The organism is Allocoleopsis sp., assembly GCF_036703385.1.
Taxonomy (GTDB): domain Bacteria; phylum Cyanobacteriota; class Cyanobacteriia; order Cyanobacteriales; family Coleofasciculaceae; genus Allocoleopsis.
Map to the genome: position 1 here is coordinate 1 of NZ_DATNPA010000342.1, position 20,461 is coordinate 20,461.

Annotated in this window: 22 protein-coding genes; 11 read left to right on the top strand and 11 right to left on the bottom strand. The window is 45.1% G+C overall.

The features are described from left to right. A partial coding sequence (locus V6C93_RS16970; protein ID WP_333477851.1) for an MFS transporter occupies nucleotides 1-927 on the bottom strand: 927 nt, incomplete at its 3' end. Between the two features lie 237 nt (nucleotides 928-1,164). Here V6C93_RS16970 and V6C93_RS16975 point away from each other — a divergent pair. Both V6C93_RS16975 and V6C93_RS16980 read left to right on the top strand, forming a co-directional pair. After that, entirely contained in the window at nucleotides 1,165-2,043 is an 879-nt protein-coding gene (locus tag V6C93_RS16975; protein WP_333477852.1) for a LysR family transcriptional regulator, read from the top strand. 437 nt (nucleotides 2,044-2,480) lie between these two features. Continuing rightward, nucleotides 2,481-3,818, top strand: coding sequence for a hypothetical protein (locus V6C93_RS16980; RefSeq protein ID WP_333477853.1), 1,338 nt, complete (start codon nucleotides 2,481-2,483; stop codon nucleotides 3,816-3,818). Nucleotides 3,819-3,832: 14 nt separating this feature from the next. Here V6C93_RS16980 and V6C93_RS16985 read toward each other — a convergent pair whose 3' ends face one another. After that, nucleotides 3,833-5,791: an adenylate/guanylate cyclase domain-containing protein gene (locus V6C93_RS16985; RefSeq protein ID WP_333477854.1), complete on the bottom strand. Its 1,959-nt coding sequence runs from the start codon at nucleotides 5,789-5,791 to the stop codon at nucleotides 3,833-3,835. Further along, nucleotides 5,788-7,026 carry a FecR family protein gene (locus V6C93_RS16990; RefSeq protein WP_333477855.1) on the bottom strand — a complete coding sequence of 413 codons (1,239 nt, stop codon included), beginning with the start codon at nucleotides 7,024-7,026 and terminating at the stop codon, nucleotides 5,788-5,790. The genes V6C93_RS16985 and V6C93_RS16990 overlap by 4 nt, the downstream gene beginning before the upstream one ends. Nucleotides 7,027-7,446: 420 nt before the next feature. Between V6C93_RS16990 and V6C93_RS16995 the strand changes: the two genes are divergently transcribed. Continuing rightward, nucleotides 7,447-7,695: a DUF3885 domain-containing protein gene (locus tag V6C93_RS16995; RefSeq protein WP_422653197.1), complete on the top strand. Its 249-nt coding sequence runs from the start codon at nucleotides 7,447-7,449 to the stop codon at nucleotides 7,693-7,695. Nucleotides 7,696-7,740: 45 nt separating this feature from the next. On the opposite strand, the gene V6C93_RS17000 is transcribed toward V6C93_RS16995, so the two are convergent. Together V6C93_RS17000 and V6C93_RS17005 are read right to left on the bottom strand one after the other, a co-directional pair. After that, nucleotides 7,741-7,875 (bottom strand): hypothetical protein, encoded by a 135-nt coding sequence (locus tag V6C93_RS17000; protein ID WP_333477857.1) that lies wholly within the window; start codon nucleotides 7,873-7,875, stop codon nucleotides 7,741-7,743. Nucleotides 7,876-8,014: 139 nt separating this feature from the next. Further along, a complete protein-coding gene (locus V6C93_RS17005; RefSeq protein WP_333477858.1) occupies nucleotides 8,015-9,163 on the bottom strand; it encodes a SpoIID/LytB domain-containing protein in 1,149 nt (382 codons plus the stop codon). 368 nt (nucleotides 9,164-9,531) lie between these two features. On the opposite strand from V6C93_RS17005, the gene V6C93_RS17010 reads away from it, so the two are divergent. After that, nucleotides 9,532-10,491 (top strand): ribonuclease Z, encoded by a 960-nt coding sequence (locus V6C93_RS17010; protein ID WP_333477859.1) that lies wholly within the window; start codon nucleotides 9,532-9,534, stop codon nucleotides 10,489-10,491. Nucleotides 10,492-10,736: 245 nt separating this feature from the next. Here the strand turns inward: V6C93_RS17010 and V6C93_RS17015 are convergent, their stop codons facing one another. Both V6C93_RS17015 and cobU read right to left on the bottom strand, forming a co-directional pair. Next, complete coding sequence (locus V6C93_RS17015) at nucleotides 10,737-11,282, bottom strand: hypothetical protein (protein ID WP_333477860.1); 546 nt, start codon at nucleotides 11,280-11,282, stop codon at nucleotides 10,737-10,739. A gap of 105 nt (nucleotides 11,283-11,387) precedes the next feature. Next, nucleotides 11,388-11,942, bottom strand: a complete 555-nt coding sequence (gene cobU / locus V6C93_RS17020; protein WP_333477861.1) for a bifunctional adenosylcobinamide kinase/adenosylcobinamide-phosphate guanylyltransferase — start codon at nucleotides 11,940-11,942, stop codon at nucleotides 11,388-11,390. A 228-nt stretch (nucleotides 11,943-12,170) separates the two neighbouring features. Between cobU and V6C93_RS17025 the strand changes: the two genes are divergently transcribed. Both V6C93_RS17025 and V6C93_RS17030 read left to right on the top strand, forming a co-directional pair. Continuing rightward, complete coding sequence (locus V6C93_RS17025) at nucleotides 12,171-12,896, top strand: hypothetical protein (RefSeq protein WP_333477862.1); 726 nt, start codon at nucleotides 12,171-12,173, stop codon at nucleotides 12,894-12,896. Between the two features lie 31 nt (nucleotides 12,897-12,927). Continuing rightward, complete coding sequence (locus V6C93_RS17030; protein WP_333477863.1) at nucleotides 12,928-13,860, top strand: glycosyltransferase family 2 protein; 933 nt, start codon at nucleotides 12,928-12,930, stop codon at nucleotides 13,858-13,860. On the opposite strand, the gene V6C93_RS17035 is transcribed toward V6C93_RS17030, so the two are convergent. Next, complete coding sequence (locus V6C93_RS17035; RefSeq protein ID WP_333477864.1) at nucleotides 13,825-14,019, bottom strand: hypothetical protein; 195 nt, start codon at nucleotides 14,017-14,019, stop codon at nucleotides 13,825-13,827. The genes V6C93_RS17030 and V6C93_RS17035 overlap by 36 nt on opposite strands. 403 nt (nucleotides 14,020-14,422) lie before the next feature. On the opposite strand from V6C93_RS17035, the gene V6C93_RS17040 reads away from it, so the two are divergent. Together V6C93_RS17040 and V6C93_RS17045 are read left to right on the top strand one after the other, a co-directional pair. Beyond that, entirely contained in the window at nucleotides 14,423-15,394 is a 972-nt protein-coding gene (locus V6C93_RS17040; RefSeq protein WP_333477865.1) for a M48 family metallopeptidase, read from the top strand. A gap of 18 nt (nucleotides 15,395-15,412) precedes the next feature. Next, nucleotides 15,413-16,807: a hypothetical protein gene (locus V6C93_RS17045; protein WP_333477866.1), complete on the top strand. Its 1,395-nt coding sequence runs from the start codon at nucleotides 15,413-15,415 to the stop codon at nucleotides 16,805-16,807. Nucleotides 16,808-16,886: 79 nt separating this feature from the next. Here V6C93_RS17045 and V6C93_RS17050 read toward each other — a convergent pair whose 3' ends face one another. Both V6C93_RS17050 and V6C93_RS17055 read right to left on the bottom strand, forming a co-directional pair. Further along, nucleotides 16,887-17,804: a YbhN family protein gene (locus tag V6C93_RS17050; RefSeq protein ID WP_333477867.1), complete on the bottom strand. Its 918-nt coding sequence runs from the start codon at nucleotides 17,802-17,804 to the stop codon at nucleotides 16,887-16,889. A gap of 53 nt (nucleotides 17,805-17,857) precedes the next feature. Further along, a complete protein-coding gene (locus tag V6C93_RS17055) occupies nucleotides 17,858-18,034 on the bottom strand; it encodes a hypothetical protein (protein ID WP_333477868.1) in 177 nt (58 codons plus the stop codon). Nucleotides 18,035-18,123: 89 nt separating this feature from the next. Between V6C93_RS17055 and V6C93_RS17060 the strand changes: the two genes are divergently transcribed. From V6C93_RS17060 to V6C93_RS17070, 3 genes are all read left to right on the top strand, one after another. Beyond that, complete coding sequence (locus V6C93_RS17060) at nucleotides 18,124-18,690, top strand: DUF6658 family protein (RefSeq protein WP_333477869.1); 567 nt, start codon at nucleotides 18,124-18,126, stop codon at nucleotides 18,688-18,690. 162 nt (nucleotides 18,691-18,852) lie between these two features. Further along, a complete protein-coding gene (locus V6C93_RS17065; RefSeq protein ID WP_333477870.1) occupies nucleotides 18,853-19,395 on the top strand; it encodes a DUF6658 family protein in 543 nt (180 codons plus the stop codon). A 4-nt stretch (nucleotides 19,396-19,399) separates the two neighbouring features. Beyond that, nucleotides 19,400-19,561 carry a hypothetical protein gene (locus V6C93_RS17070; RefSeq protein ID WP_333477871.1) on the top strand — a complete coding sequence of 54 codons (162 nt, stop codon included), beginning with the start codon at nucleotides 19,400-19,402 and terminating at the stop codon, nucleotides 19,559-19,561. Between the two features lie 81 nt (nucleotides 19,562-19,642). Here the strand turns inward: V6C93_RS17070 and V6C93_RS17075 are convergent, their stop codons facing one another. Then, nucleotides 19,643-20,140 carry a hypothetical protein gene (locus V6C93_RS17075; protein ID WP_333477872.1) on the bottom strand — a complete coding sequence of 166 codons (498 nt, stop codon included), beginning with the start codon at nucleotides 20,138-20,140 and terminating at the stop codon, nucleotides 19,643-19,645. Between the last annotated feature and the right edge of the window lie 321 nt (nucleotides 20,141-20,461).

Here is a 20,461-nt window from a genome sequence, read left to right on the forward strand (position 1 = left end):
AAAGACACCTGAAGAGCAGATGGCGAGTCCTAAAATTACTACCGATAGCGTGGATGATAGGGTGAGCAAGACTCCCAAGCAGGCTGTCGTAATTGCCGCCACAAGTGCCATGCGGTAACCAACACGGTCAATCCACTTTCCCGCCGCTGGGGTTACGATAACACCGAGTAAGTAGACGAAAAAGATTGAGCCTAGTGCTACAGCACCCAAGTGAAACGGTGGTGCCGCCAAGTAAAAGGTAATGTAGGTAAACGTACCAACCAGCGAGAAGAGAATGTTGAACCCGACAGCATAAGCAGCAAGCAGACGCGGATTCTTCAAATGGGTGCCCATAGTCAGCAGCGAACTCAAGAAGCTCTTTGAGGGAATGAAGCGTCGTGCTCGTGGCAACCAGACCCAAGTTGCAGCCCCGCCTACCAAGTTCAAGCAACCTAGGACAATAAAAGCCCATTGCCATCCTAGGTTTTGTGCCACAAGTCCAGCGATGAAGCGTCCAGAAAACCCACCAATGACGTTACCTGTGACATACGCCGCCATTGCTCTCCCCACTCCAGCTCCTGCCCACTCTTCAGCGATGTAGGCAATGGTTACTGCAAAAATTCCTGGCATAAATAGACCTTGCAGGAAGCGCCACCCGATTAACTCGTGCAGCCCTGATGAGGTTGCTGCCAAGAGTGTGGGTGCACTAAGTCCCAGGATGGCTGGCACAATAATCCGCTTGCGACCCCACAGGTCAGCCAATAATCCGACAAGGGGAGCGACTAGGGCGACCGCTATCGTTGTTGCGCTCACCGTAAGACTTACTTCAATTTCTGAGGCATGAAAAACCTGTCGGAAGAAGGGGAGTAGAGATTGAGTTGCATACAAATCGAGAAAGGTGCAAAACCCTGCTAAGGCAACAGCAAGTAAGCGCGTGTCGAGTGGCATAGGGTGCAAAGAACTGCGCTTTTGTTGTTTCCTGGAAAGTCTCGTAGGTAGAGTCAACTCTACTCTTGCTGTTTGTTTTTTTGGAAAATGACCCATTGATTTTTGATGACTTTGCGATCGCTAATTGTTGAACTGCGATCGCTTACCTAGCATCATAAGAAGGGTCGTTTATGCATGTCCAATATATATTTAGAACAATTTGATATTTTGAATATATAAATTGAATATATAAAAAATATGGAGCTTCGACACCTGCGGTACTTTATTGCTGTTGCCGAGGAACTGCACTTCAGTCGTGCGGCTGAACGGCTACACATTGCTCAGCCGCCCTTAAGCCAACAAATCCGCCACTTGGAACAGGAATTGGGCGTAGAACTTTTTCAGCGAAAAACTAAACGGCAGGTGCAGCTAACAGAAGCAGGACGGGTATTTTTGGCGGAGTCTTACTTGGCTCTTGCTCAAATTGAAAACGCCATCCGCGCTGCTCAAAGAGCTGCACGCGGTGAGACGGGACAATTAGTCGTGGGGTTTGTCAGTTCCGCTACTTACCATGTTTTGCCTTGGTTGTTGAGAAATTTCCGAGAGCGCTTCCCCCAAGTGGAAATTGTACTGCACGAACTCAATACACAAAAACAGGTGCAGGCTCTCAACGAACAGCGAATCTCAGTTGGTTTTGTCCACCCACCCATTGATGATGATGGCTTGGTTCTTGAGTGCATTCAACAGGAATCTCTGTTGCTTGCCTTACCAGAGACTCATCCTCTAGCCACTCGCTTACAAATATCAATACAAGACCTTGCTGACGAGCCTTTTGTTTTATTCCCACGTCATCTTGGCCCTGGTCTTTATGATCGCATTGTAAGTTGTTGTCAGCAGGCTGACTTCAGCCCAAAGGTGGCTCAGGAGGCCAACCAGATGCAGACTATCATCAGCTTAATTTCCGCAGGGATAGGTGTAACGCTAGTTCCAGCTTCTCTACAAAATCTGATGAGAACAGGTATCGTCTACAGAACACTGCAAGAGCCGACGCCTAAAGTGGAGACAGCTGTAGTTTGGCGACGGGAGGATACATCTCCAGTTGTGCATGGGTTCCTTAACGTAATCAGACAACGGTAATCTTACTAGTGCAAGAAGGGAGAAGGCAGAGGGCAGAAGGCAGAAGGCAGAAGGTTTATTACTGCTACGTGGTCGTTTCAACCGTTAACTCTGTCCTAAGCGGAATGTCACTGACTTAAGCACAAAGTAGTCGTTCTTTGAGAAAAACCCAGATTGGGGGGTTTCCCCCCAAACCCCCCACTGGGGGACGGAGTACCTCCCCCAGACCCCCTGCACAAAGGTTGGTTGGTAAAGTAGGTGAAGTTCTTAAGTCAGTGACATTCGTCCTAACCTTGATAGCGACAGCTATAGTACTTTACTCTTACTTAATTTCTCTTGTCTCGCCTATCTGGTGCGTTTGATGGCAAGTTGGAATCAAGTGGGCATGATCGCTTGTACCCTTGCTCTATTAGCGAAAATCTATACTGGAGGCAGTAGGCAATTCGTCATAAAAGAACATGGCTCCCGATCCAAAGATTATGAAGGCGGTTGAGCAGCTGGGCTACCGCGTTACGGTTGGAGACGTTGCTGCTCAGGTAGGATTAAATATCAATCTGGCAGAGCAAGGATTATTAGCTCTTGCCTCGGATGCGGGTGGACATTTGCAAGTCGCCGAGTCGGGCGAGATTGCCTACCTGTTTCCCAAAAACTTTCGTGGCACTCTCCGCAACAAGTACCTACGCCTCCGGTTGCAGGAATGGTGGGAAAAGATTTGGCGAGTCTTGTTCTACCTGATTCGGATTTCCTTTGGGATTATCCTGATACTTTCTATCGTTCTAATCTTTGTGGCGATCGCGATTATTCTCATTGCCATCAATTCCAGCAACAGCGATAACAATTCAGGCGGTAGCCGCCATTCTGATGGCGGCGGTGGACTAGTCTTTTTTCCTCATTTCTGGTTTTGGTCGGATATTTGGTGGTTGTTCGACCCAGGTTACGACTATTATGATCGGCCCGATCGACGACGGAAATCTTCTCGCTCCTCCCAAGAGAGGGAAATGAGCTTTCTGGAGTCAATCTTCTCCTTTTTATTTGGTGATGGTAATCCGAATGCAGACTTGGATGAGCGACGCTGGCAAGAAATTGGTACCGTTATTCGCAACTCAGGTGGTGCTGTTGTTGCTGAACAAATCGCGCCCTATCTCGACGATATTGGGGAAGGGTACAAGCGTGAATATGAAGACTATATCCTGCCTGTACTGAGCCGTTTCAATGGGCGTCCTGAAGTCAGTCCTTCAGGGGAAATCGTCTATCACTTCCCAGAGTTGCAGACAACTGCTTCATCGTGGCAACCACAGTCAGTACCAGCTTATCTTCACGAGAGGCGTTGGCGGTTTAGTCGGGCAACGAGTGGGCAAAACATGCTAGCGATTGGGTTAGGCGCGATTAATGTTGTCGGTGCATTGATGCTGGGTTCCCTGTTGCGAGAGGGACAGATTGCGGCACAAATAGGTGGATTGGTTGCCTTTGTTCAGTCGATTTATTGGCTCTTACTAGGGTACGGCATCTGTTTTTTAGCCATTCCGCTGATTCGTTATTTCTGGATTCAGTGGAAAAACAGCCAAGTTGAAGCGCGAAATCAAAAACGGCAGAAGCAAGCGATCGCACTCAATCAGGCAGACGCTACTTTACAGCAAAAACTCGCTTATGCTCAACAATTTGCCGCTCGAAATATTATCAAAAACGAGGATTTAGTCTATACCAGCGAAACAGATTTGCTCGATCAAGAGCTTGAACGAAAAGACAAAATTGATGCTGAATGGCAGCGACGTTTAGATTCAGGTTCGTTAGATTAAGAATTATTTATAATTCAAAAATTAGGAGATTTATCGAATCTTAAATAATGACGAAGGCTTTGATTCATTTGTTGGTAAATAGTTCTATCTTCTCCTTTTAATCCAATCAAACTGTACAATGCTACCCGATTTTCTTGACGGCCTTTGAGCTGGTGTTCACCCATATAAATAACTTCAACTTCATCTTGCACCAGCCTGTAAAGGGATTCAGTAATCAGAATATCAACACCGAGTTTCCCCGTCATACTCTCAACTCGACTGGCAACATTCACGGTGTCGCCAATTACTGCATATTCTCGCCGTTTATAGGAACCAATATCACCCGCAATCACTTCTCCAAAGTTGATGCCAATTCCATTAAAAAATAATTCTTGCCCTTGCCGATGCCATTGTTGTTGCAATTCAACTAGCGATCGCCGCATGGCTAGTGCAGCTCGAATCGCATTCATGGCATCATTCTTTTCACCCTGAGAGATTGGAGAACCAAATTCTGCCATCACAGCATCGCCGATGAATTTATCCAACGTGCCTCCCGCTTCTAGTATTGCCTCCACCATTCCCTGAAGGTAGGTATTGAGTTGTTCAACTAGTTGTTCGGGTTCGAGTTTGAGGGAGAGGGTTGTAAAGCTACGAATATCGGCAAATAAAATCGCGGCTTTTATTTTGCGTCCCTTCAAGAGTGCCTGAAAATCATCTGAATGCTGGGTTAGGATTTCATTAACAATGGGGGAAGCTACATAACGTTCCAGTGTCCGTCGGAGTTGAAGTTTTGAGCGTTGGTCATTAAGTGCCCTAGCTGTGAGGGAAGATATACCACATAGGGTAATCCCAATGATCGGTATGGCTGTTGGTAAAATGAGTCGCCCGTAAGTAAAGCTGAAATAGCTTGTGATTCCCCAGGCAATCGCCACAGCGATCGCACCCAAAAATTGTGCCACAGTAGTTTTGCTGACTCGCTCCAAGAATATCCCCGTCCCTGCAATTCCCAGGAATACCACGAATCCTCGTAGCGGTGCATTCGGTAAACCTTCTGCGATCGCTTTTCCTTCCATCAGGGTAGCGATCGCATTGGCATGAAGTTCAACTCCCGGCATCATGATTGAGACCGGAGTGGGTTTGAAGTCTTGTAACGAGTCTGCCGTTGCGCCAATCAGTACGAGCTTGTCTTTGAACGTCTGATTTTTGATATGAAATCGCCAGTTATTTGGCTGGAGTACATGCCAAAATGGTACCCGTTTGAATGTACCGGGAGAACCGTAGAAAAAAATATAATTGCCCCGAACTTGGGAAAATGATACTTTAGCTGCCCGTAAAGTTGCCTCTGCAAAGGAGGGAATTGTTGGGAGTCCCAGAGGTCGAAGTACTTGGCTACTCAAGTCGTTGGCTAACCGATAAATCTTACCATCCGAATCAGGCAAGAAATTGATTAAACCCCATGAGTTGGGCGGTGCTTGAAATACTGGATTGGGGTAAATAACTTGAGATAACTGTGGGGCTGTTACTCCGTCAACTTTTGCTGGATTAGAAGAGGCAAAACTAGTTGCGAGAATAACGCGATCGGGGTAGCGTTGTAACACCTTCTGCAACGAGAAATCATCGGCGACTCCATACCGCGTCGGACTATCTAAAAGGACATCTACTGAAACGGATTTAGCACCCGCCGCCATCAAGTTTTCAATGGCCTTGGCGTAAGCAGTACGTTGCCAGGGCCAGTTTTGAATTAATCCTAAGTCTTTGTAAAGCCTTGGGTTGGATTGGAAGTATAGTTTACCCTGACTCAAGGAGTATTCATCAATGTCTAATATAACTATATTTTCTGGTGGTTTCACCTGACCACGTAGACTAAAAAAGCCAGAGAGAGACTGGTGTTCTAGTCGTTGCGCTAAATCTAGGTTAAATCCAGTTGCTATCGCGCCTGAGAGCGCCCACAACCCAATCAGCCAGTTACCCCATTTGGTTGAACTTTTGGTCATTTTGTGAATTCTTCCTCTGGTGAGGATTTGGGGGTTCGGGAGTAGCCTCTTGAGGGAGTAGCCCCTGGCTTTAGTTTTGTCTTTGGCTCACGGATTTTAGTCTTACGGCTAGTCTGCTGTTGGGGTGTTGATTTTGGTTTTGACTCACGGACTTCAATCTTAGAGGGAGTCTGCTGTTGAGGTGTTGATTTTGGCTTTGACTCACGGACTTCAGTCTTAGAGGGAACCTGCTGTTGGGGTGTTGATTTTGGCTTTGGTGTTGGTGTTAAGGTATTGGTTACTACCTTGGGGATAATCTGCTTGTTCGGGCTAAAAGTGGGTCTGCTGCGGCTTTGTTTCTGTGGAGAGGTGGACAGCTTCGTGGGGCTCAGAGTTGATCTTGAAGTTAGAGAACGAGTTTTTGCGGCTGGGGGGGCTATTTTGTCAATTTTTTGTAAAGTTGGTAGGGGTTTGCCAAACTTATTAATTAAGGAACTATTGCGACGACGAGCCAACCACTCTTGATCGGTGAGTCGCCGAACTGAGGCGCGAATTTTACGAATGTCCGTTTCACCGGGTCTAATTTTAACAATCTCTCCTCCCTTAACCTGAAACTCTTCTGGCTGATTGGGAAGCTGTATTGACATCGTTCCTTCCCAAGTAAAAAATTCAATAGCTTCGTTTGGCGCTTGGGGAATTTTTACATAGATAGTGGTACCCCGAATTCCAGCAATTCCTCCGGGTGTAATTACCTTTGCAGGCACATGCTGCCCTGGATTTACCCACGTAATCATCTCACCGGCACTGAGGTTGAGCTGGTTGTCAGGCTGTAAAGTCAAGACTGCATCACCACCAATCCGAAATGCCAGTCCGTTCTTCAGGTTGATTTGCGCCAGTGCCTTTCCTTCGGTACGAATTGTTTCACCGATTTGGAGTCCCATTCCTTTCTCGGCTGGAATCTCACGAGTAGCCTTCAGCCTCCGCAACCAAACGGGTTGGGACTGAATTTCACTAATGGTTGCAGGTGATGAAGCCGAGGATGTTGGACTAGGAGTTGCAGGTAATTTTGTCGGTGATGACGGTAAAGGCTGCTCAGACGTACTGTTTGTACTTGGAGATGGGCTTGTCACTTTGGGCACAGAAGCTCGACAGCCAGACAGAAAGCTGGCTAAGGTTAGACTCACCAGTCCATAGCCAAAATAACTCAATCGTTTCATTCTGCTACCATAGGTGTCATGAGAGGGAACGTCTCCCATAAGTTTTACAAGGGTAAACATTCAGTTATTCAATTTCAATTTAGTAAAAAATATATTCACCAAAGATTTTGACAGTTACGGCAATTATTAAAGGGGTTACTAAGTACAAAATTAGTCCATCCCCATCTGTTACAAGGTACAATACTCATAGTTGGCTATGCCTGAATACAGACGGCTATTGAAATACTCTTTTATTCATTGGTAAGAAATAATTTCATTTTTAGCAGTATTTTTCTAAAGGACTTATTCCTGGGTCATATTTATCAGGTTACCCCAAGAGAGTTGAAGGTTAAAATCGGGTTTGGACTTTCATGCATTCAGTGCGATAGCGCAAGCGAGAAGAGCAAAGCAGCTTGCAAATCTCATAGGTTGGGTTGACGCAAGGAAATCCAATATCTATGTTGTCATACTATTTCTGCGATCGCCCTATATTGGTATACACATCTATACATCAATGAGAGGATTCGCACAGAACACTTGTTGGCTCATTTGCTGAGGATGGTGGCGGAAGATGTGATAGCTAATGTATTGATGGTTTGTGTAGAAAAAAACTGTATCTATCACCCATATCATGGGGGTGCAGATATTGTTTTAGAGTCTGAACGTGTTGCAGATAAGATGAAAAAAATGTATGCAGATTGGATTTTGAGCCATCCTGAAAAACTTTAAGAATAGCTATAAATTGGTCAGCTTTTAGGTTTTCATACCTCGAAGCTAACGAATCAAGTCCACAGAGCTTGATTGAATACCTGTTTTGGCTTCTACTTCAGCACTACGAGCCACAATGCGATGATAGGGTGCGTGCGATCGCTGCCGTTGCACCTCGCAGGTGATCGTTTCGACAACCATCTTGTTAAAAGTACTTTCTGGCCTCTCACACCTGCCTTGCTTGCTGAAGCAGGTCGGCAGGAATGCGGATAGTAACAGCCTCTCGTTCCCTAGTTGGATTTTAGGCAATCAGAATACGACATTATCTAGTGTAACTATTCTACTGAAGTCGAGAAAGAGTAGCATTGGGGTAATAATGACTCAAAATCTGCTCATATTTGACGCCCTGAGCGGCTAAATTACGTGCGCCCCACTGACTCAAACCCAATCCGTGACCATAGCCGCGACCACTAATTTCAAACGCCTCACCCATTGGATGCACGGCGAAAAGCGTACTTTTCAAGCCCAGGGCGCTGCGTAAATCAGTCCCGCTGACACGCCGTGTGCCGCGATCGCCTTCTACAAGCATGGTAACAATGCGTCCTTGGGGAGTCGTACGCTCTGGAGTCATCGATTTTACATTTCCTACCCCAGAAATTCTACGGCTGAGTTCGCGGCGGGAGAAGCTCTTTGTCCATTCATAAGAGGGTGTCCCCTGGTCATAATCAACAACACCCCGCAGATAGGGAATGAAGGGGCTTTTCCATATATCTTCCACATTTTCTGTATGTCCTCCAGAAGCGGCGTGGAAGGCGGCGAGAATCACTTGACCGTCGTAGGTCATCACCTGACCCGCTGTAGCCTGAACCGCTTGCTGGGTGCTTGGAGCTTCGCTTTCCATACCTTTATAAACTTGCCAGCTCGTCGTGTCACCCACATCGTAGACACTATTCCCCGCCGTGGAACGCTTATAGAGCGCGTAAGAACGGGCCGCAACGGCTTGCGCCTTTAAGGCTTCTAGAGGCCAATTCGCACTCATTTCAGCACCGAGAACGCTGTAGAGATATTGTTCTAAGTCAACATAATTGACAGCCGTCAACCCTTTGCTGGTAGGAACGAGTTGAGTGCGTCCCCGATACCAGCGTTTGCCAATCCAGACATAACCATCAGCCGTCGGCTCAATCCAGAGCAATTGCGATCGCCACTGAGCCAGCGCAACATTCTTCCCATCATCTTGGGCGCTGTAGCCGTTCATTGCCGTTAGTTCTCCGACCTCCTGACCTGCCGCATCCCGAACTAAAGCTTTAGTCGAACTACCTACTTGCACCTGCTTAACCCCATCTTCAATTGCCACTCGTAGTTCCAGTGCTTGAACTGGAGCCACTAAGACCATCCAGAATGACAAAGAGAGCCACCAATGACGCCCACCTGGCAAAATCATTGGCTTGAGAACAGATACAAGAGAGAGGGATAAACGTCTAAAGGGCATCTTTAAAACTTCCTTACGCGATGGCTGTTTTCGTTTTTAGGATTCACAACACTCTCACTCAAGACATCAGCTAGATTGAAGGGTTCCCAACACTTGAGCGAAAATCTCCGATTGGCTTGTCTCTGGCTCAGTTGCCAATACCAATTTCCTTCTCCAGAGTCCTACTCCTGTGGTTCAAATTCCTCGCCTATATTTAACATTGTTGACCTGCGATCGGCTAGTTATCCAGGATGATTTTTCCTGGGATGAGCTAGGGTGAATCAGCGTTCCCTATGACTGTTACAGTCGAAATTGTACGGTGCTGGATCTGTGTACTATAGGGATGAGATGTAATTCCCTATGTAGGAGTGAGGTAAAAGGCTAAACCTGTGCAAATTACTTTTTTTGGAACAAGCTCTGGAGTACCAACACGATCGCGCAATGTGTCTAGTGTTGCGCTACGTCTACCCCAAAGAGCAGAAGTCTGGTTGTTTGACTGTGGTGAAGGCACTCAGCATCAGCTGCTACGCAGTGACCTGAAAAGCAGTCAGCTCAGGCGCATTTTCATTACCCACATGCACGGGGATCACATCTATGGCTTGATGGGACTTTTAGCCAGCTGTGGTTTGGCTGGCAACATGGATCGGATTGATATCTATGGTCCTGCTGATTTAGAGGATTACCTTCGTGCTAGCAAAAGGTACTCTCAGACGCACTTTTCCTACCCGGTTCAGGTTCACGCCGTACAACCGGGAATCATCTTTGAAGATGAAGAATTTACCGTTAGCTGTCGCAGCCTCAAGCATCGGGTTCCGGCTTTCGGCTACCGGGTAGAGGAAAAAGACCGACCAGGACGATTTGACGTAGAAAAAGCCACAGCACTCTCCATTCCCTCAGGCCCGATCTATGGTCAACTCAAGCGGGGAGAAACCGTCACGCTGCCAGACGGCCGCCGGATTAAGGGTTCCGAGCTTTGCGGGGAGCCCGAAGTGGGTCGTAAAGTTGTTTATTGCACCGATACGGTCTACTGTGACAATGCCGTAGAACTGGCACGGAATGCAGATGTTCTAATTCACGAAGCGACCTTTGCCCACAAAGACGCTCAGTTGGCATTTGATCGCTTGCATTCTACCTCAACGATGGCAGCGCAAGTGGCTTTGGGTGCTGGGGTTAAGCAGCTAATTATGACTCATTTCAGCCCTCGCTATGCTCCGGGGAATGCGATCATGCTGGATGACTTACTTGAGGAAGCACAAGCCATTTTCCCAAATACAACCTTAGCCTATGATTTTTTAACCTACGATGTTCCTCGGCGGCTACCGAAAGAAATAGTTAATACAAACGCTTAGAGAGCATCCAAATACAAGTCCGCCGTTTTTACCGTGCTTTTCCAGGCAAAAGTGTGGTGTTATTTTTAGACAAGCTCTTAGTACAGCCAATCCTAATAGCGGTTTTCTATTGAGTAGAATACAGGTCTTTTATAGCGGCACGATATATCGTGTCTCTACTTTGTAGTACCTACCACTGAAAACATCTATAAAAGGGAGAATGAAGGATGGACTGTAAAGGAAAAATTTTTCATTTTTCAGCATGGTTAAATTTTTTTGGCTTCATTTAAGCGAAGCCAAATCTCATTGAGACGACCGTGACTATTGATAGTATTGTGCGGTATTGGTAACTCTGTATCTCGACTAGCGGATAAGTCTTCCTGTGCTTTTCCCTTCCCCTTAGCTTGGTTTAAGCGATCGCGAATCTCTCGCAACTGCGTCTGATTACTGATCGGCTCTCGCGGTGCTGGTATTTCTGTATTCGGCCAGGTGGGTAGATCGTTGCAGGGACAAAGTTCTGGTGGTAGCCCAATATTAATCATAGGTACGGGCATATCACAACGAACACAAGGTTCTATCAGCCACTTTGGCGTTAATAGCTCAGCAATCCTTTCGTTGGTTGCTTCTAGGTAACAATCACCGCTCTCTGGAGAGAGAATCAATTGCCAAATTTTCTCAAATTCCTCGCTGTAACGATCGCCTGCAATGACTGATTGCGGTAGCACAGCTGAGTCACCATTGTGAATCAAAACTTTTTTGCCTAGCTGAAACCAATAGGCTAGATAACGTTTTACTTGTTGTTCAGATGCCATGAATGGTATTGTACGCTCCGTGAGGAATTTTGGATGTTGAGAACTTTCTCCAATCCCTAGTTTGTTCTGATACTTTCATGGTAACGACCGAATTTAGTTTTGAATCTACTTTTGGAGGGGTGATCCCAGAGCACTGAGATTGAGAACATGTCCCCCGGTCACTAAGTATACGATGTTAGCAATGATACCTATCTTACGGACTAATTCTCCGAGGCGATCGCGAAATAATCTGCCAATCGGATAAGCGGGCACAACCCCCCAACCCGTCTCCTCTGCCACAAAAATTACACAACCTGCTGTTTGTACCAGACTGTTCAATAAATCTTGTAACGTTTTTTCCCAATCAGCCTCATTCTGTTCTAACAAATTGGCGACCCAAGTTCCTAGAGAATCGACCAAAAGACAGCAACTGCTATCCGCATAGTTTCGTATCGTTGCCGCCATCTCCACGGGCACCAAGCGTGTTGTCCACTCCACTGGGCGTCGCTGCCGATGCTTTTCAATCCGAGTAAGCCATTCTACATCATCGGGGTTAGCGATCGCAGTTGCCACATAAATCACCGGTTGGTTCATCTGCATGGCTAAGGTTTCTGCCCACTCACTTTTACCAGATCGTGCTGGCCCTGTTACTAAGATGATCCGAGGGGTATTAATTGTCATATCAAGTTCGTTTAGTGGCTTCGTTTATCGTCTTGTTGTTCATTGAGAAGGGGAAATTGGTGCAAGAGTAAACCTTCCCCTCTCCCTTTGGCAGGTTCAATGCAGTTAAAATGACCTCAAAATGAAAAAATTGCAACTCTCAAGATTGATTGGTGCGTTGGCCTCAAACCAGGGGGCTATGCTGAGATTAAGGAGTTGGTGATTTGAACACAGTGGTAAGTAATAACCATGAAACCAGAACTGCAACGGATCGAGACAGCTTTAAATCAATTGACGCCACCCCGACCGAGTGACAGCCCGAAGACATCCGCTACTGTGGGACACCAAACCGATCACCTTGGAGAAGGGAATGAACGCCATCAAGACAAGCGTGACCCTTCATTTTCGGTATCTGTACAGCCTTTCCCTGCCCGCAAGAACTCAATTAAGACGCCAACGCTGCCCAAACTGAAACCCGCTAAAATCAGTGAGCATCGTCACGCGGCTAACCCAGCCTTGGCGATGACGTTGCTCAAAGAGATTCAAGATATTGTCGCTCGTTGGCAAACAGAACTGCAAACAGCCGTGCGGAACATTCAAGACCTTTATATGGAAGGACCGATTATCGATGGCTGGTTAGAGTCTCATCCCCACGAAGCCCAAGAGGGAGTAGGGGCAGTACGCTTAGCAAAAGGCGATCACCTCATGGACTATGTGGCAGAAGTGGTCAATCAACCGGATGACAACGTAACTTATGAAACACCTCGTACTGGTTATCGCCTGTGTGGACTCGATGGGGATGGTCAGTTTTGGTCGCGACCCTGTCCACCCGATCAGGTTCCTAGTGTGAGTGTAGCGATCGCCCGGTATCAGAAGATTAAACAGTTAATCAGCCGTAAAGAAGAATTGGAAACTCGCCTCAGCCAATTGTCAGAAACTTTGGTTGTCATGCACGGTCATCTCAGCAAGGATTAAGGAACCGATACAAAATTCATACTTCATCGTTATGGCATTGGCCACTTCCAAAATACCTGTTTCTGTTTTAATTCCCGCCAAAAATGAAGAAGCGAACTTACCTGCTTGTTTAGAGAGTTTAAGCCGTGCGGATGAAGTCTTTGTGGTCGATTCCCAGAGTAGCGATCGTTCGGTTGAAATTGCTGAACAATACGGTGCAATTGTGGTACAGTTTCACTTTGATGGCCGCTGGCCTAAAAAGAAAAACTGGAGTTTAGAAAATCTGCCGTTTCGCCATGAATGGGTACTGATTGTCGATTGTGACGAGCGCATCCCTCCAGAACTTTGGGAGGAGATTGAAGCGGCTATTCAAAATTCTGATTATGACGGCTACTACCTCAACCGCAAAGTCTTCTTCCTCGGCACCTGGATTCGTCACGGTGGCAGATATCCAGACTGGAATTTACGCTTGTTTAAGCACGAAAAAGGCCGATACGAAAATCTCAAAACCGAAGAAATTCGCAATACAGGTGACAACGAAGTCCACGAACACGTCATTCTACAAGGGTCTTCGGGTTACCTAAAAAACGATATGTTACATATCGACTTTCGGGATATTTATCATTGGCTAGAACGCCATAATCGCTACTCAAACTGGGAAGCCCGTGTCTATCTCAATCTCCTCAATAGTAAAGATGAATCCGGCACAATTGGTGCCAGCCTTTGGGGAAATGCCGTGCAGCGCAAGCGATTTTTAAAAAAATTATGGGTACGGCTACCTTTTAAACCAACACTGCGGTTTATTTTATTTTATATCATTCAGCTAGGTTTTTTAGATGGAAAAGCTGGGTATATTTATGGGCGATTATTAAGTCAGTATGAGTATCAAATTGGAGTTAAACTCTATGAGTTACAAAAATTTCAGGGACAACTCAATATTTCCCAAACGTCATCGGTAACGCCAACCCAGTCTATTGAAGTCTGAAGTATGAAGTCTTCTATAAGCACTCACCAAGTTCTTCAATGCCGTCAGTTCATCGCTAGAGTAGGTACTGCCTTTCCGCTGTTGATTCAGGACAGTTTGCCAAAGTGCGATCGCCCTCTCACAGTTTCCTGCCTGATAGTACTCAGTACCCTGCTGCACCCGCTGCTTTACCTCAAGAGACTAAGCCGTCGCAACCTCAACCTTGTCTCCCTTGTCCTCTCCCAACCCGTCAATTTAAGCTTGACAGGCTACTAGAACGGCGGCGTTGATTGAACACAGCAGACCTTGATTGATATCTTAAAGGCAAAATTTGCTACGTCAGTTGCGCCTCAGAACATTCTCATCGGACATAGAACTGTTAATTTTTCTTTTTTCCAGTGCAGAGCATCTATATGTTATTTCAAGCCCGATTCATCATTTTGTAAACGTTTCGTGTTGTTTTGTCCCTATTCCTTAACGCACAGCAACAGCCTGAAGGGATGAATACAACTAGCGGTGAGCCTTATCATAAATAAAGTTCCTCTACGGCCTCACTCTTAATTACTCCTACAAACGGTCTCCTATGCCGACTTACCCTGGTATTTCCAGCGAAGCCTTCAAACACCCCCTTGATCGACAAGCTGAACAAGCCTTGCGAAGTGTACCTGGATTTGACTTGGTCGCCCGTAAGTTTGTGGAATTTCTGTACGAGCGCCCTCAGTTAGTTTATCTGATGGGCAACAGCATCAAAGTTGGTCCTCGCCAGTATTCTACTCTCTATCGCTTATTTCGAGAATGCGTTCGGGATTTAGACATACATCCAGAGCCTACCCTATTTGTCGAGCAAAATCGTCAAGTGAATAGCTACGCCTTGGGGCAAGAGCATCCTTATGTCGTGGTGAACACAGGTTTGTTGGACTTACTGAGTGAAGCCGAAATCCGCACAGTTTTGGCTCATGAATTAGGCCACATTAAATGTGGTCACACCATTTTAATTCAGATGGGAATTTGGGCTTTGAATGCAGCCTCGATGCTCAGTGAGTTGACACTTGGTTTCAGTAATCTCATTAATAGTGGTTTAATTTTTGCCTTTTATGAATGGCGTCGTAAAGCGGAATTATCTGCTGACCGAGCCGCCTTACTGGTTATAGACGATCTCAATATCGTGTTGCAGACCATGATGAAAGTGGCGGGAGGAAGTTCTCAATATGGTCACGAGTGTAGTCTGAATGAATTCATCAGCCAATCGGAAAGTTATCAAGAACTTGATCAGGATGGTCTTAATCAAGTCTACAAATTTTTACTTTATAACGGCGGACAAGGTTCAATGCTGAGCCATCCTTTTCCGGTTGATCGCGTGCGCTACATACGGGAGTGGTCAACTTCAGAAGAGTATCGCCAAATTCGTCAGGGCAATTACCGACGAGTCACGAACGATGGATCTGTTGATGTTGCCTCAAACTCCTCCTCGAATGAAGCCGATACTTTGCGGCGTCAAATTGAGGAACTCCAACAGGAAATTAACCGCATCAAGTCTCGGTCGCAGAATTCATAAACTTCATAAAGGGCTTTCATGAGCAGGGATGTTCTATCGTCAGAAGGTCATTCAACTGAGACCCAGATCAATTTTAAAATGCTAGGGTTACCAGCTCAGCCATCTCAGGAAATGATCTATCCGTTTTTATTGAATCTTGTTAGGCAACAACCTCCAGAAAAAGTATTGTTAGAATTTAAACACTTGTTTCTTGATTATGAAGTTTCTGAATGTAATAAAGAGGCAATTCAAAGCCTATCCAAACTGATTTTAGCTAATAATGAAAAAGACTTTCGCCATACTTTAAAACGCTCTTGCTATATTCTTGTTAACAACTGGGATACTTCAAGAAACCATAGCGCCATTAAAGAATTAGTCGAACTTTTAGCAGATTTTAAAATTACTAAAAAAACTCTCTCTTCTAATTTGAAGCGTCTCAGGGTTTGGGTAACCAATTTTATTAATAGTCAAGACTATTACGAGCTTAAGTTATTTCTTAGCAAATACGGATATTCTGATAAAGCGCACTGGAGTAGTCGTTATACCTCCTATCTCCTGGTTCCTCAGTATACAAACCTCAATAACCCTGTGGAGCAACGAGAGGCGGCGAGAACTCTTTCCAAAAAACTAAAAGATAAGTTTAAGTTTGATTTGGCTATGTATACGGCACGTTCTGAATCTCCCGCTCCGCATGATAAAATCCATCAAAACCCTACGGCACTTGGCGATGAGGTAATTCGTTTTATCAAAATGATTGTAGCAAAACGTGGCACCTTTAGTCATGAGAATTTAGCCAACATTTTTCTTAAGCAAACTCAAGAATTGACTTATAAAAAATTTAAGATTTCTTTGCAAAAATATTTGATTTTTTCTGTAGCTAATAAAGATTTTGTCGAAATATTTAATCAAAAACTATCAAGGAAATTGGAAAAACTTTATGAAAATCATCACGAAGATCAGGTGAATGATGCTTTGCTCTTAAGAACTAGCAACCGAGTCATTGAATATTTGACAACTGAAGACCAACATGGACCTTCTGGGCTATTTATGTTGCTGTTGTCTCGTGGAAATCCACTGACTCTGGTGGTCGTTCTTCTAAAAATTATTTTAATTTGCCCAAGTTCTCGAACTCATTTGGAGAACTGTATTGCTAAATTAATTCAATACTATGCCGATTATCCACCTGATGAATGTAAGTGGGTAGTTAATTTCTTTGAAGTTTTTAACATAACCTTTGCAATTCATGCAGATAACGTTCAATATAATTTGATCAAAATGGAGACGAAAATCTCCAGTGATGAGTCTGAAGCCCCTATAGACACTTACCGAGTTTTTTCTCAACTTCGGGATAGCACCACCGTAGAAGCGACTCCGGAGGCAATACCTACAGAAAAAATATTGCCTCATGCGTCCCAGCAAAATCCCTCCTTTTAACAAGATGAGGAGACGGGAAGACTTTCTCAACTCTTCCCTCAGGATGAGTAACTCAGCCTCAAGATAATCAACCCGAGCTTCATACGCGATCGCACAAAACACCTATACTTGCACCGACAACTTCCGCCAAAATACTCATTAAGCGAAATAAAGCAACAACACTAAGAATCACTCCGGTAGAAAAATAGGGGTTAAGGAGTCCCAGTACAGTTGTCTCAAATACTCCTAAACCACCTGGGGTTGGAATCACCAAACCCAACACCCATGCCAGACTAAAAGCAGTCAATAAAAGTGGAATCTGGTTGGGATTCACGGTAGACAGGGTAAAAAAGGTCACTAAGAATCCAGCCCCTCGCAGCCCCACAAAACCTAGTTCCCCCAACAACGGTACAAAGGGGTAGCGATCGAGTTGAAACGCCTCAGTATCCGTAGCTTTCCCCTTGAAGCGCCTCAACAACTGAAGCACCGGATTCAAGATTTTAGGATGAACAGCCAGTAAAATCCCAGCTAAGCCAAGAATCTGTAATCCCAAAATTCGGGTATCCCCTTGCATGTCTAGCCAATCCAGTTGGCTGCCTGTTAAGGCAATCAGTAAAGCAGCAGCTGCCATCAACAGAGGTTCCAGTAAGACACTGATTGTCGCCGCACTCAAAGAACCCCCTGCCTTGGTAACTGCCCAAATTCGACCATAGTAGTGCCACACATTACCCGGTAAATATTTAGCCACGTTGGTTTTCAGGTAAACCAGGAGCACCCAGCGGTATTGAATCGGTTGCTTGAATGATCGCAGAATCCAACTCCATACTAAGCCAGCCAAGATATGAGCCAGTAAGGTGATGGAAAAAGCGACAAACAGCATTGTCCATCCGGCAGCATTAATCTGAATCAGTGCAACTTCTTGCCAGTGTTCCTTGAATGCCTTTGCCAAAAAAAACAGGGTTCCGCCCAGAATTACCCAGCGTAGGTAGGGTTTGAGCAATGACCAGATTTTTTTCATTTTGAAGAAGTCATTTGTCAGAAAATAGGCCGTCTTTGGGGTGAACCTGTCGTCTATCTATAGTTAGAAAATACCACTTTTTCGGCAACCATCAGAATGTCTCCTTTGCTAGAGGATACCTTGTCCTCACTATCGATAACCTTGACAGGCATAAGGGAACGAGCATGATGCAACTTCCTTGTATAAGAGAGAGTTGCCGTCGTTAGGCTTGGCTCAACAATTGTTGCCATGCCCAAAAATTCTGATGTCTAAGCATAAGATGTCAGCTTTCATAAAAAGATACTCAGCTTAATCAAGGCTGACAAGGAGTATTACTTGGATGAAAAAATTAACTGTTTTCTTCAAACAGCTACAACTGCGTCAACTCTTGACAGCTTTTTTAGCAACAGTAGTACTGTTTGTAGGTACCGCGTGTAATAGCGGTAATGTTCAGGGTGCACGTCCCGGTAACCCTCCCGTTCAAGCTGGAGGTGCGAATAATCCTTACAAAGGTGGTGGAGACTCTAACACCAGCTATAGATTCTCCCCTGACCCAAAGGTGAATGGCAAAGCCGCTCAATCCAAGGGTGACAGAGCTGATTTACAAATCATCTCCAATCGGCTGATTGCTGTAAGCAATGACGCGCAATATCCAGGCGGAGCTGAGATGCAAGGGTTACCCGCAGACGAACAGAAACCGTTGCGGCGGATAGACTTGCAAGATTTTGAAACACCTGAACCGGGTGGACAAATTCAGCGTGAGTCAAACGTCGGCGATCGCATTAAAGATCGGTTAAGCACAGTTAAAGAAACATTTGGTGAAGCTGGAGATTTTGTCCGCGAGGGTGCCAAAGAATCCGCTCAAAAAGAGGTAGCCGCACCTAAAACAACCAAAGCTAATTTTTAATAATTAGCTTTAAATCTAATTCCAAGCTTCCACAGTCATGAGTTTCTTAAGTCTTGATGAAGCTACTTTTAAATATTGTGTTTCCTCAAGCTCCAACCTGTGATTGTTGTTTGAAAACAGCAACCCATTAATCCTTTAATCAAAACCCATCGGAGGAAAAAAATGAAAAAAGTCATAACTTGGTTGAAAAGTATCCGTGTGGATCGAATATTAACTGTGTTTTTGGCAGGAGTCCTGCTATTTGTTAGCACCGCTTGTGGTAGTACTAAGGTGTTAGCTAAAACAGCAGATGACGTTAGGGAAGAAGTTCCTAGCCGTGCTATAACCAACACGTACAAAGGCGGGATGAACGACTATAGCGATGTCGATCCCAGAAGAGATACCAGCGAAGCCAAAGCTAAAGCTAAGGCTCTCATCGAAAACGCTCAAAGTAACATAGACCGCAAGAGCGTTGACAGTCCTGAGCAATATGCGAAAAACTACCGTAGTGGCACCCCGCTTGGTGAGAGAGTACGACGGATTGGCGAAGATATAGGTGAGTCTGCGGAAGAAGTTGCAGAAGGTGCATCCAAGGGCGCTCAGAAAGGGGTTCAAAACATCAAGCAAAATGCTCAGAACGCGCCTGGCTATGTGAAGAGAGCTGGGAAAGAAACTGCTAATGTCGAATTCGAGGAAGCCCAATCAAAGGCTAATAACGGCAAATAACGACATGAGAGATACGGGGCGGGCAATAGATAATGCCGCCACAGCTGGGAAAAATATCGGTGATAAAATCCAGGAGGCTGCTCGAAATACTGCCGATTCAGTTAAGGGCAAAGTTAACAGAGATATTGGCAGAACTCAGCAAGCTGTTAAAGATATCATTGATTAGAAGCCGCTAAGGCTAAACCCAAAAATCCAAAAGTTCACAAAAACCCAGTCAATTGACTGGGTTTTGAATATTATTTGCTTCTTAGCGAAAAGCAGACTCCTCTGGAATAGAGAGTAAATAGCTATCACTAACATGATTGATGTCTTCACGTTGAAAGTGATTTTCTTCAAAAACCTTAGCGGTAACCAATCTGCGTTTACCGTTAATTATGATGTAAACTTCTTCAGAAGCACTACCTTTTAAAAGAGTTCCATTTTTAGTAAGGGGTGTTCCTTCTTTATAGCTACTGAGTTCTTCATCAAATATTTCCTTAACCTCACTATAGCTAAATCCATAAGCGTCGAACGTTCTTGAATCGGTAATCCATCTCCGTTCACCCTCCTGAATGAGAAACACTTCAGGGCCGCTACCCTTGACGAGCTGAATAAAATTACGATTAGGGATGAAATTGGTAGCTTGTTGCTCACCCACTTCTGATATACGGTTATGAATAGGCTCTGCCTTCACAGGAGATGGAGTGGCTACGACCGAAGAAAGTATGATCAGTGTTACCAATGAAACCATATTTTTAATATTCATACCGTCTTGCCCTGGTTGCTAAGTTCTTAATTCCTTCTTCAACCAAGTTAAAAATCATTTCCAAAACATTGAAGGATTTGGATTCAGAACCTCGACTGGCACAAAAAAAATTGATGGCTTGCCTTCTATTGTGGGCAATCAAGACATAACAGGTGTGTTGGTTCACCAAGTGTCATAATGAAGTTTTAAGGTGTCCTAGAGTGAGCAGAGAATCAAAAAACATCCCTGAGTGTGAGGCTCCTACTTTCTTTCCTATCCACCTCTCAAGAGCAACTGTTAACTAAAAGCTTTTCGTGGAAGGCAGAAGTAGCGCAATATGCC

What these genes read in the sequence shown, in the direction of transcription:
- V6C93_RS16975 (WP_333477852.1), top strand. Translation starts at nt 1,165, where the DNA reads ATGGAGCTTCGACACCTGCGGTACTTTATTGCTGTTGCCGAGGAACTG.
- V6C93_RS16980 (WP_333477853.1), top strand. Translation starts at nt 2,481, where the DNA reads ATGGCTCCCGATCCAAAGATTATGAAGGCGGTTGAGCAGCTGGGCTAC.
- V6C93_RS16985 (WP_333477854.1), bottom strand. Translation starts at nt 5,791, where the DNA reads ATGACCAAAAGTTCAACCAAATGGGGTAACTGGCTGATTGGGTTGTGG.
- V6C93_RS16990 (WP_333477855.1), bottom strand. Translation starts at nt 7,026, where the DNA reads ATGGGAGACGTTCCCTCTCATGACACCTATGGTAGCAGAATGAAACGA.
- V6C93_RS17000 (WP_333477857.1), bottom strand. Translation starts at nt 7,875, where the DNA reads ATGGTTGTCGAAACGATCACCTGCGAGGTGCAACGGCAGCGATCGCAC.
- V6C93_RS17005 (WP_333477858.1), bottom strand. Translation starts at nt 9,163, where the DNA reads ATGCCCTTTAGACGTTTATCCCTCTCTCTTGTATCTGTTCTCAAGCCA.
- V6C93_RS17015 (WP_333477860.1), bottom strand. Translation starts at nt 11,282, where the DNA reads ATGGCATCTGAACAACAAGTAAAACGTTATCTAGCCTATTGGTTTCAG.
- cobU (WP_333477861.1), bottom strand. Translation starts at nt 11,942, where the DNA reads ATGACAATTAATACCCCTCGGATCATCTTAGTAACAGGGCCAGCACGA.
- V6C93_RS17025 (WP_333477862.1), top strand. Translation starts at nt 12,171, where the DNA reads ATGAAACCAGAACTGCAACGGATCGAGACAGCTTTAAATCAATTGACG.
- V6C93_RS17030 (WP_333477863.1), top strand. Translation starts at nt 12,928, where the DNA reads ATGGCATTGGCCACTTCCAAAATACCTGTTTCTGTTTTAATTCCCGCC.
- V6C93_RS17040 (WP_333477865.1), top strand. Translation starts at nt 14,423, where the DNA reads ATGCCGACTTACCCTGGTATTTCCAGCGAAGCCTTCAAACACCCCCTT.
- V6C93_RS17045 (WP_333477866.1), top strand. Translation starts at nt 15,413, where the DNA reads ATGAGCAGGGATGTTCTATCGTCAGAAGGTCATTCAACTGAGACCCAG.
- V6C93_RS17050 (WP_333477867.1), bottom strand. Translation starts at nt 17,804, where the DNA reads ATGAAAAAAATCTGGTCATTGCTCAAACCCTACCTACGCTGGGTAATT.
- V6C93_RS17055 (WP_333477868.1), bottom strand. Translation starts at nt 18,034, where the DNA reads ATGGCAACAATTGTTGAGCCAAGCCTAACGACGGCAACTCTCTCTTAT.
- V6C93_RS17060 (WP_333477869.1), top strand. Translation starts at nt 18,124, where the DNA reads ATGAAAAAATTAACTGTTTTCTTCAAACAGCTACAACTGCGTCAACTC.
- V6C93_RS17065 (WP_333477870.1), top strand. Translation starts at nt 18,853, where the DNA reads ATGAAAAAAGTCATAACTTGGTTGAAAAGTATCCGTGTGGATCGAATA.
- V6C93_RS17070 (WP_333477871.1), top strand. Translation starts at nt 19,400, where the DNA reads ATGAGAGATACGGGGCGGGCAATAGATAATGCCGCCACAGCTGGGAAA.
- V6C93_RS17075 (WP_333477872.1), bottom strand. Translation starts at nt 20,140, where the DNA reads ATGAATATTAAAAATATGGTTTCATTGGTAACACTGATCATACTTTCT.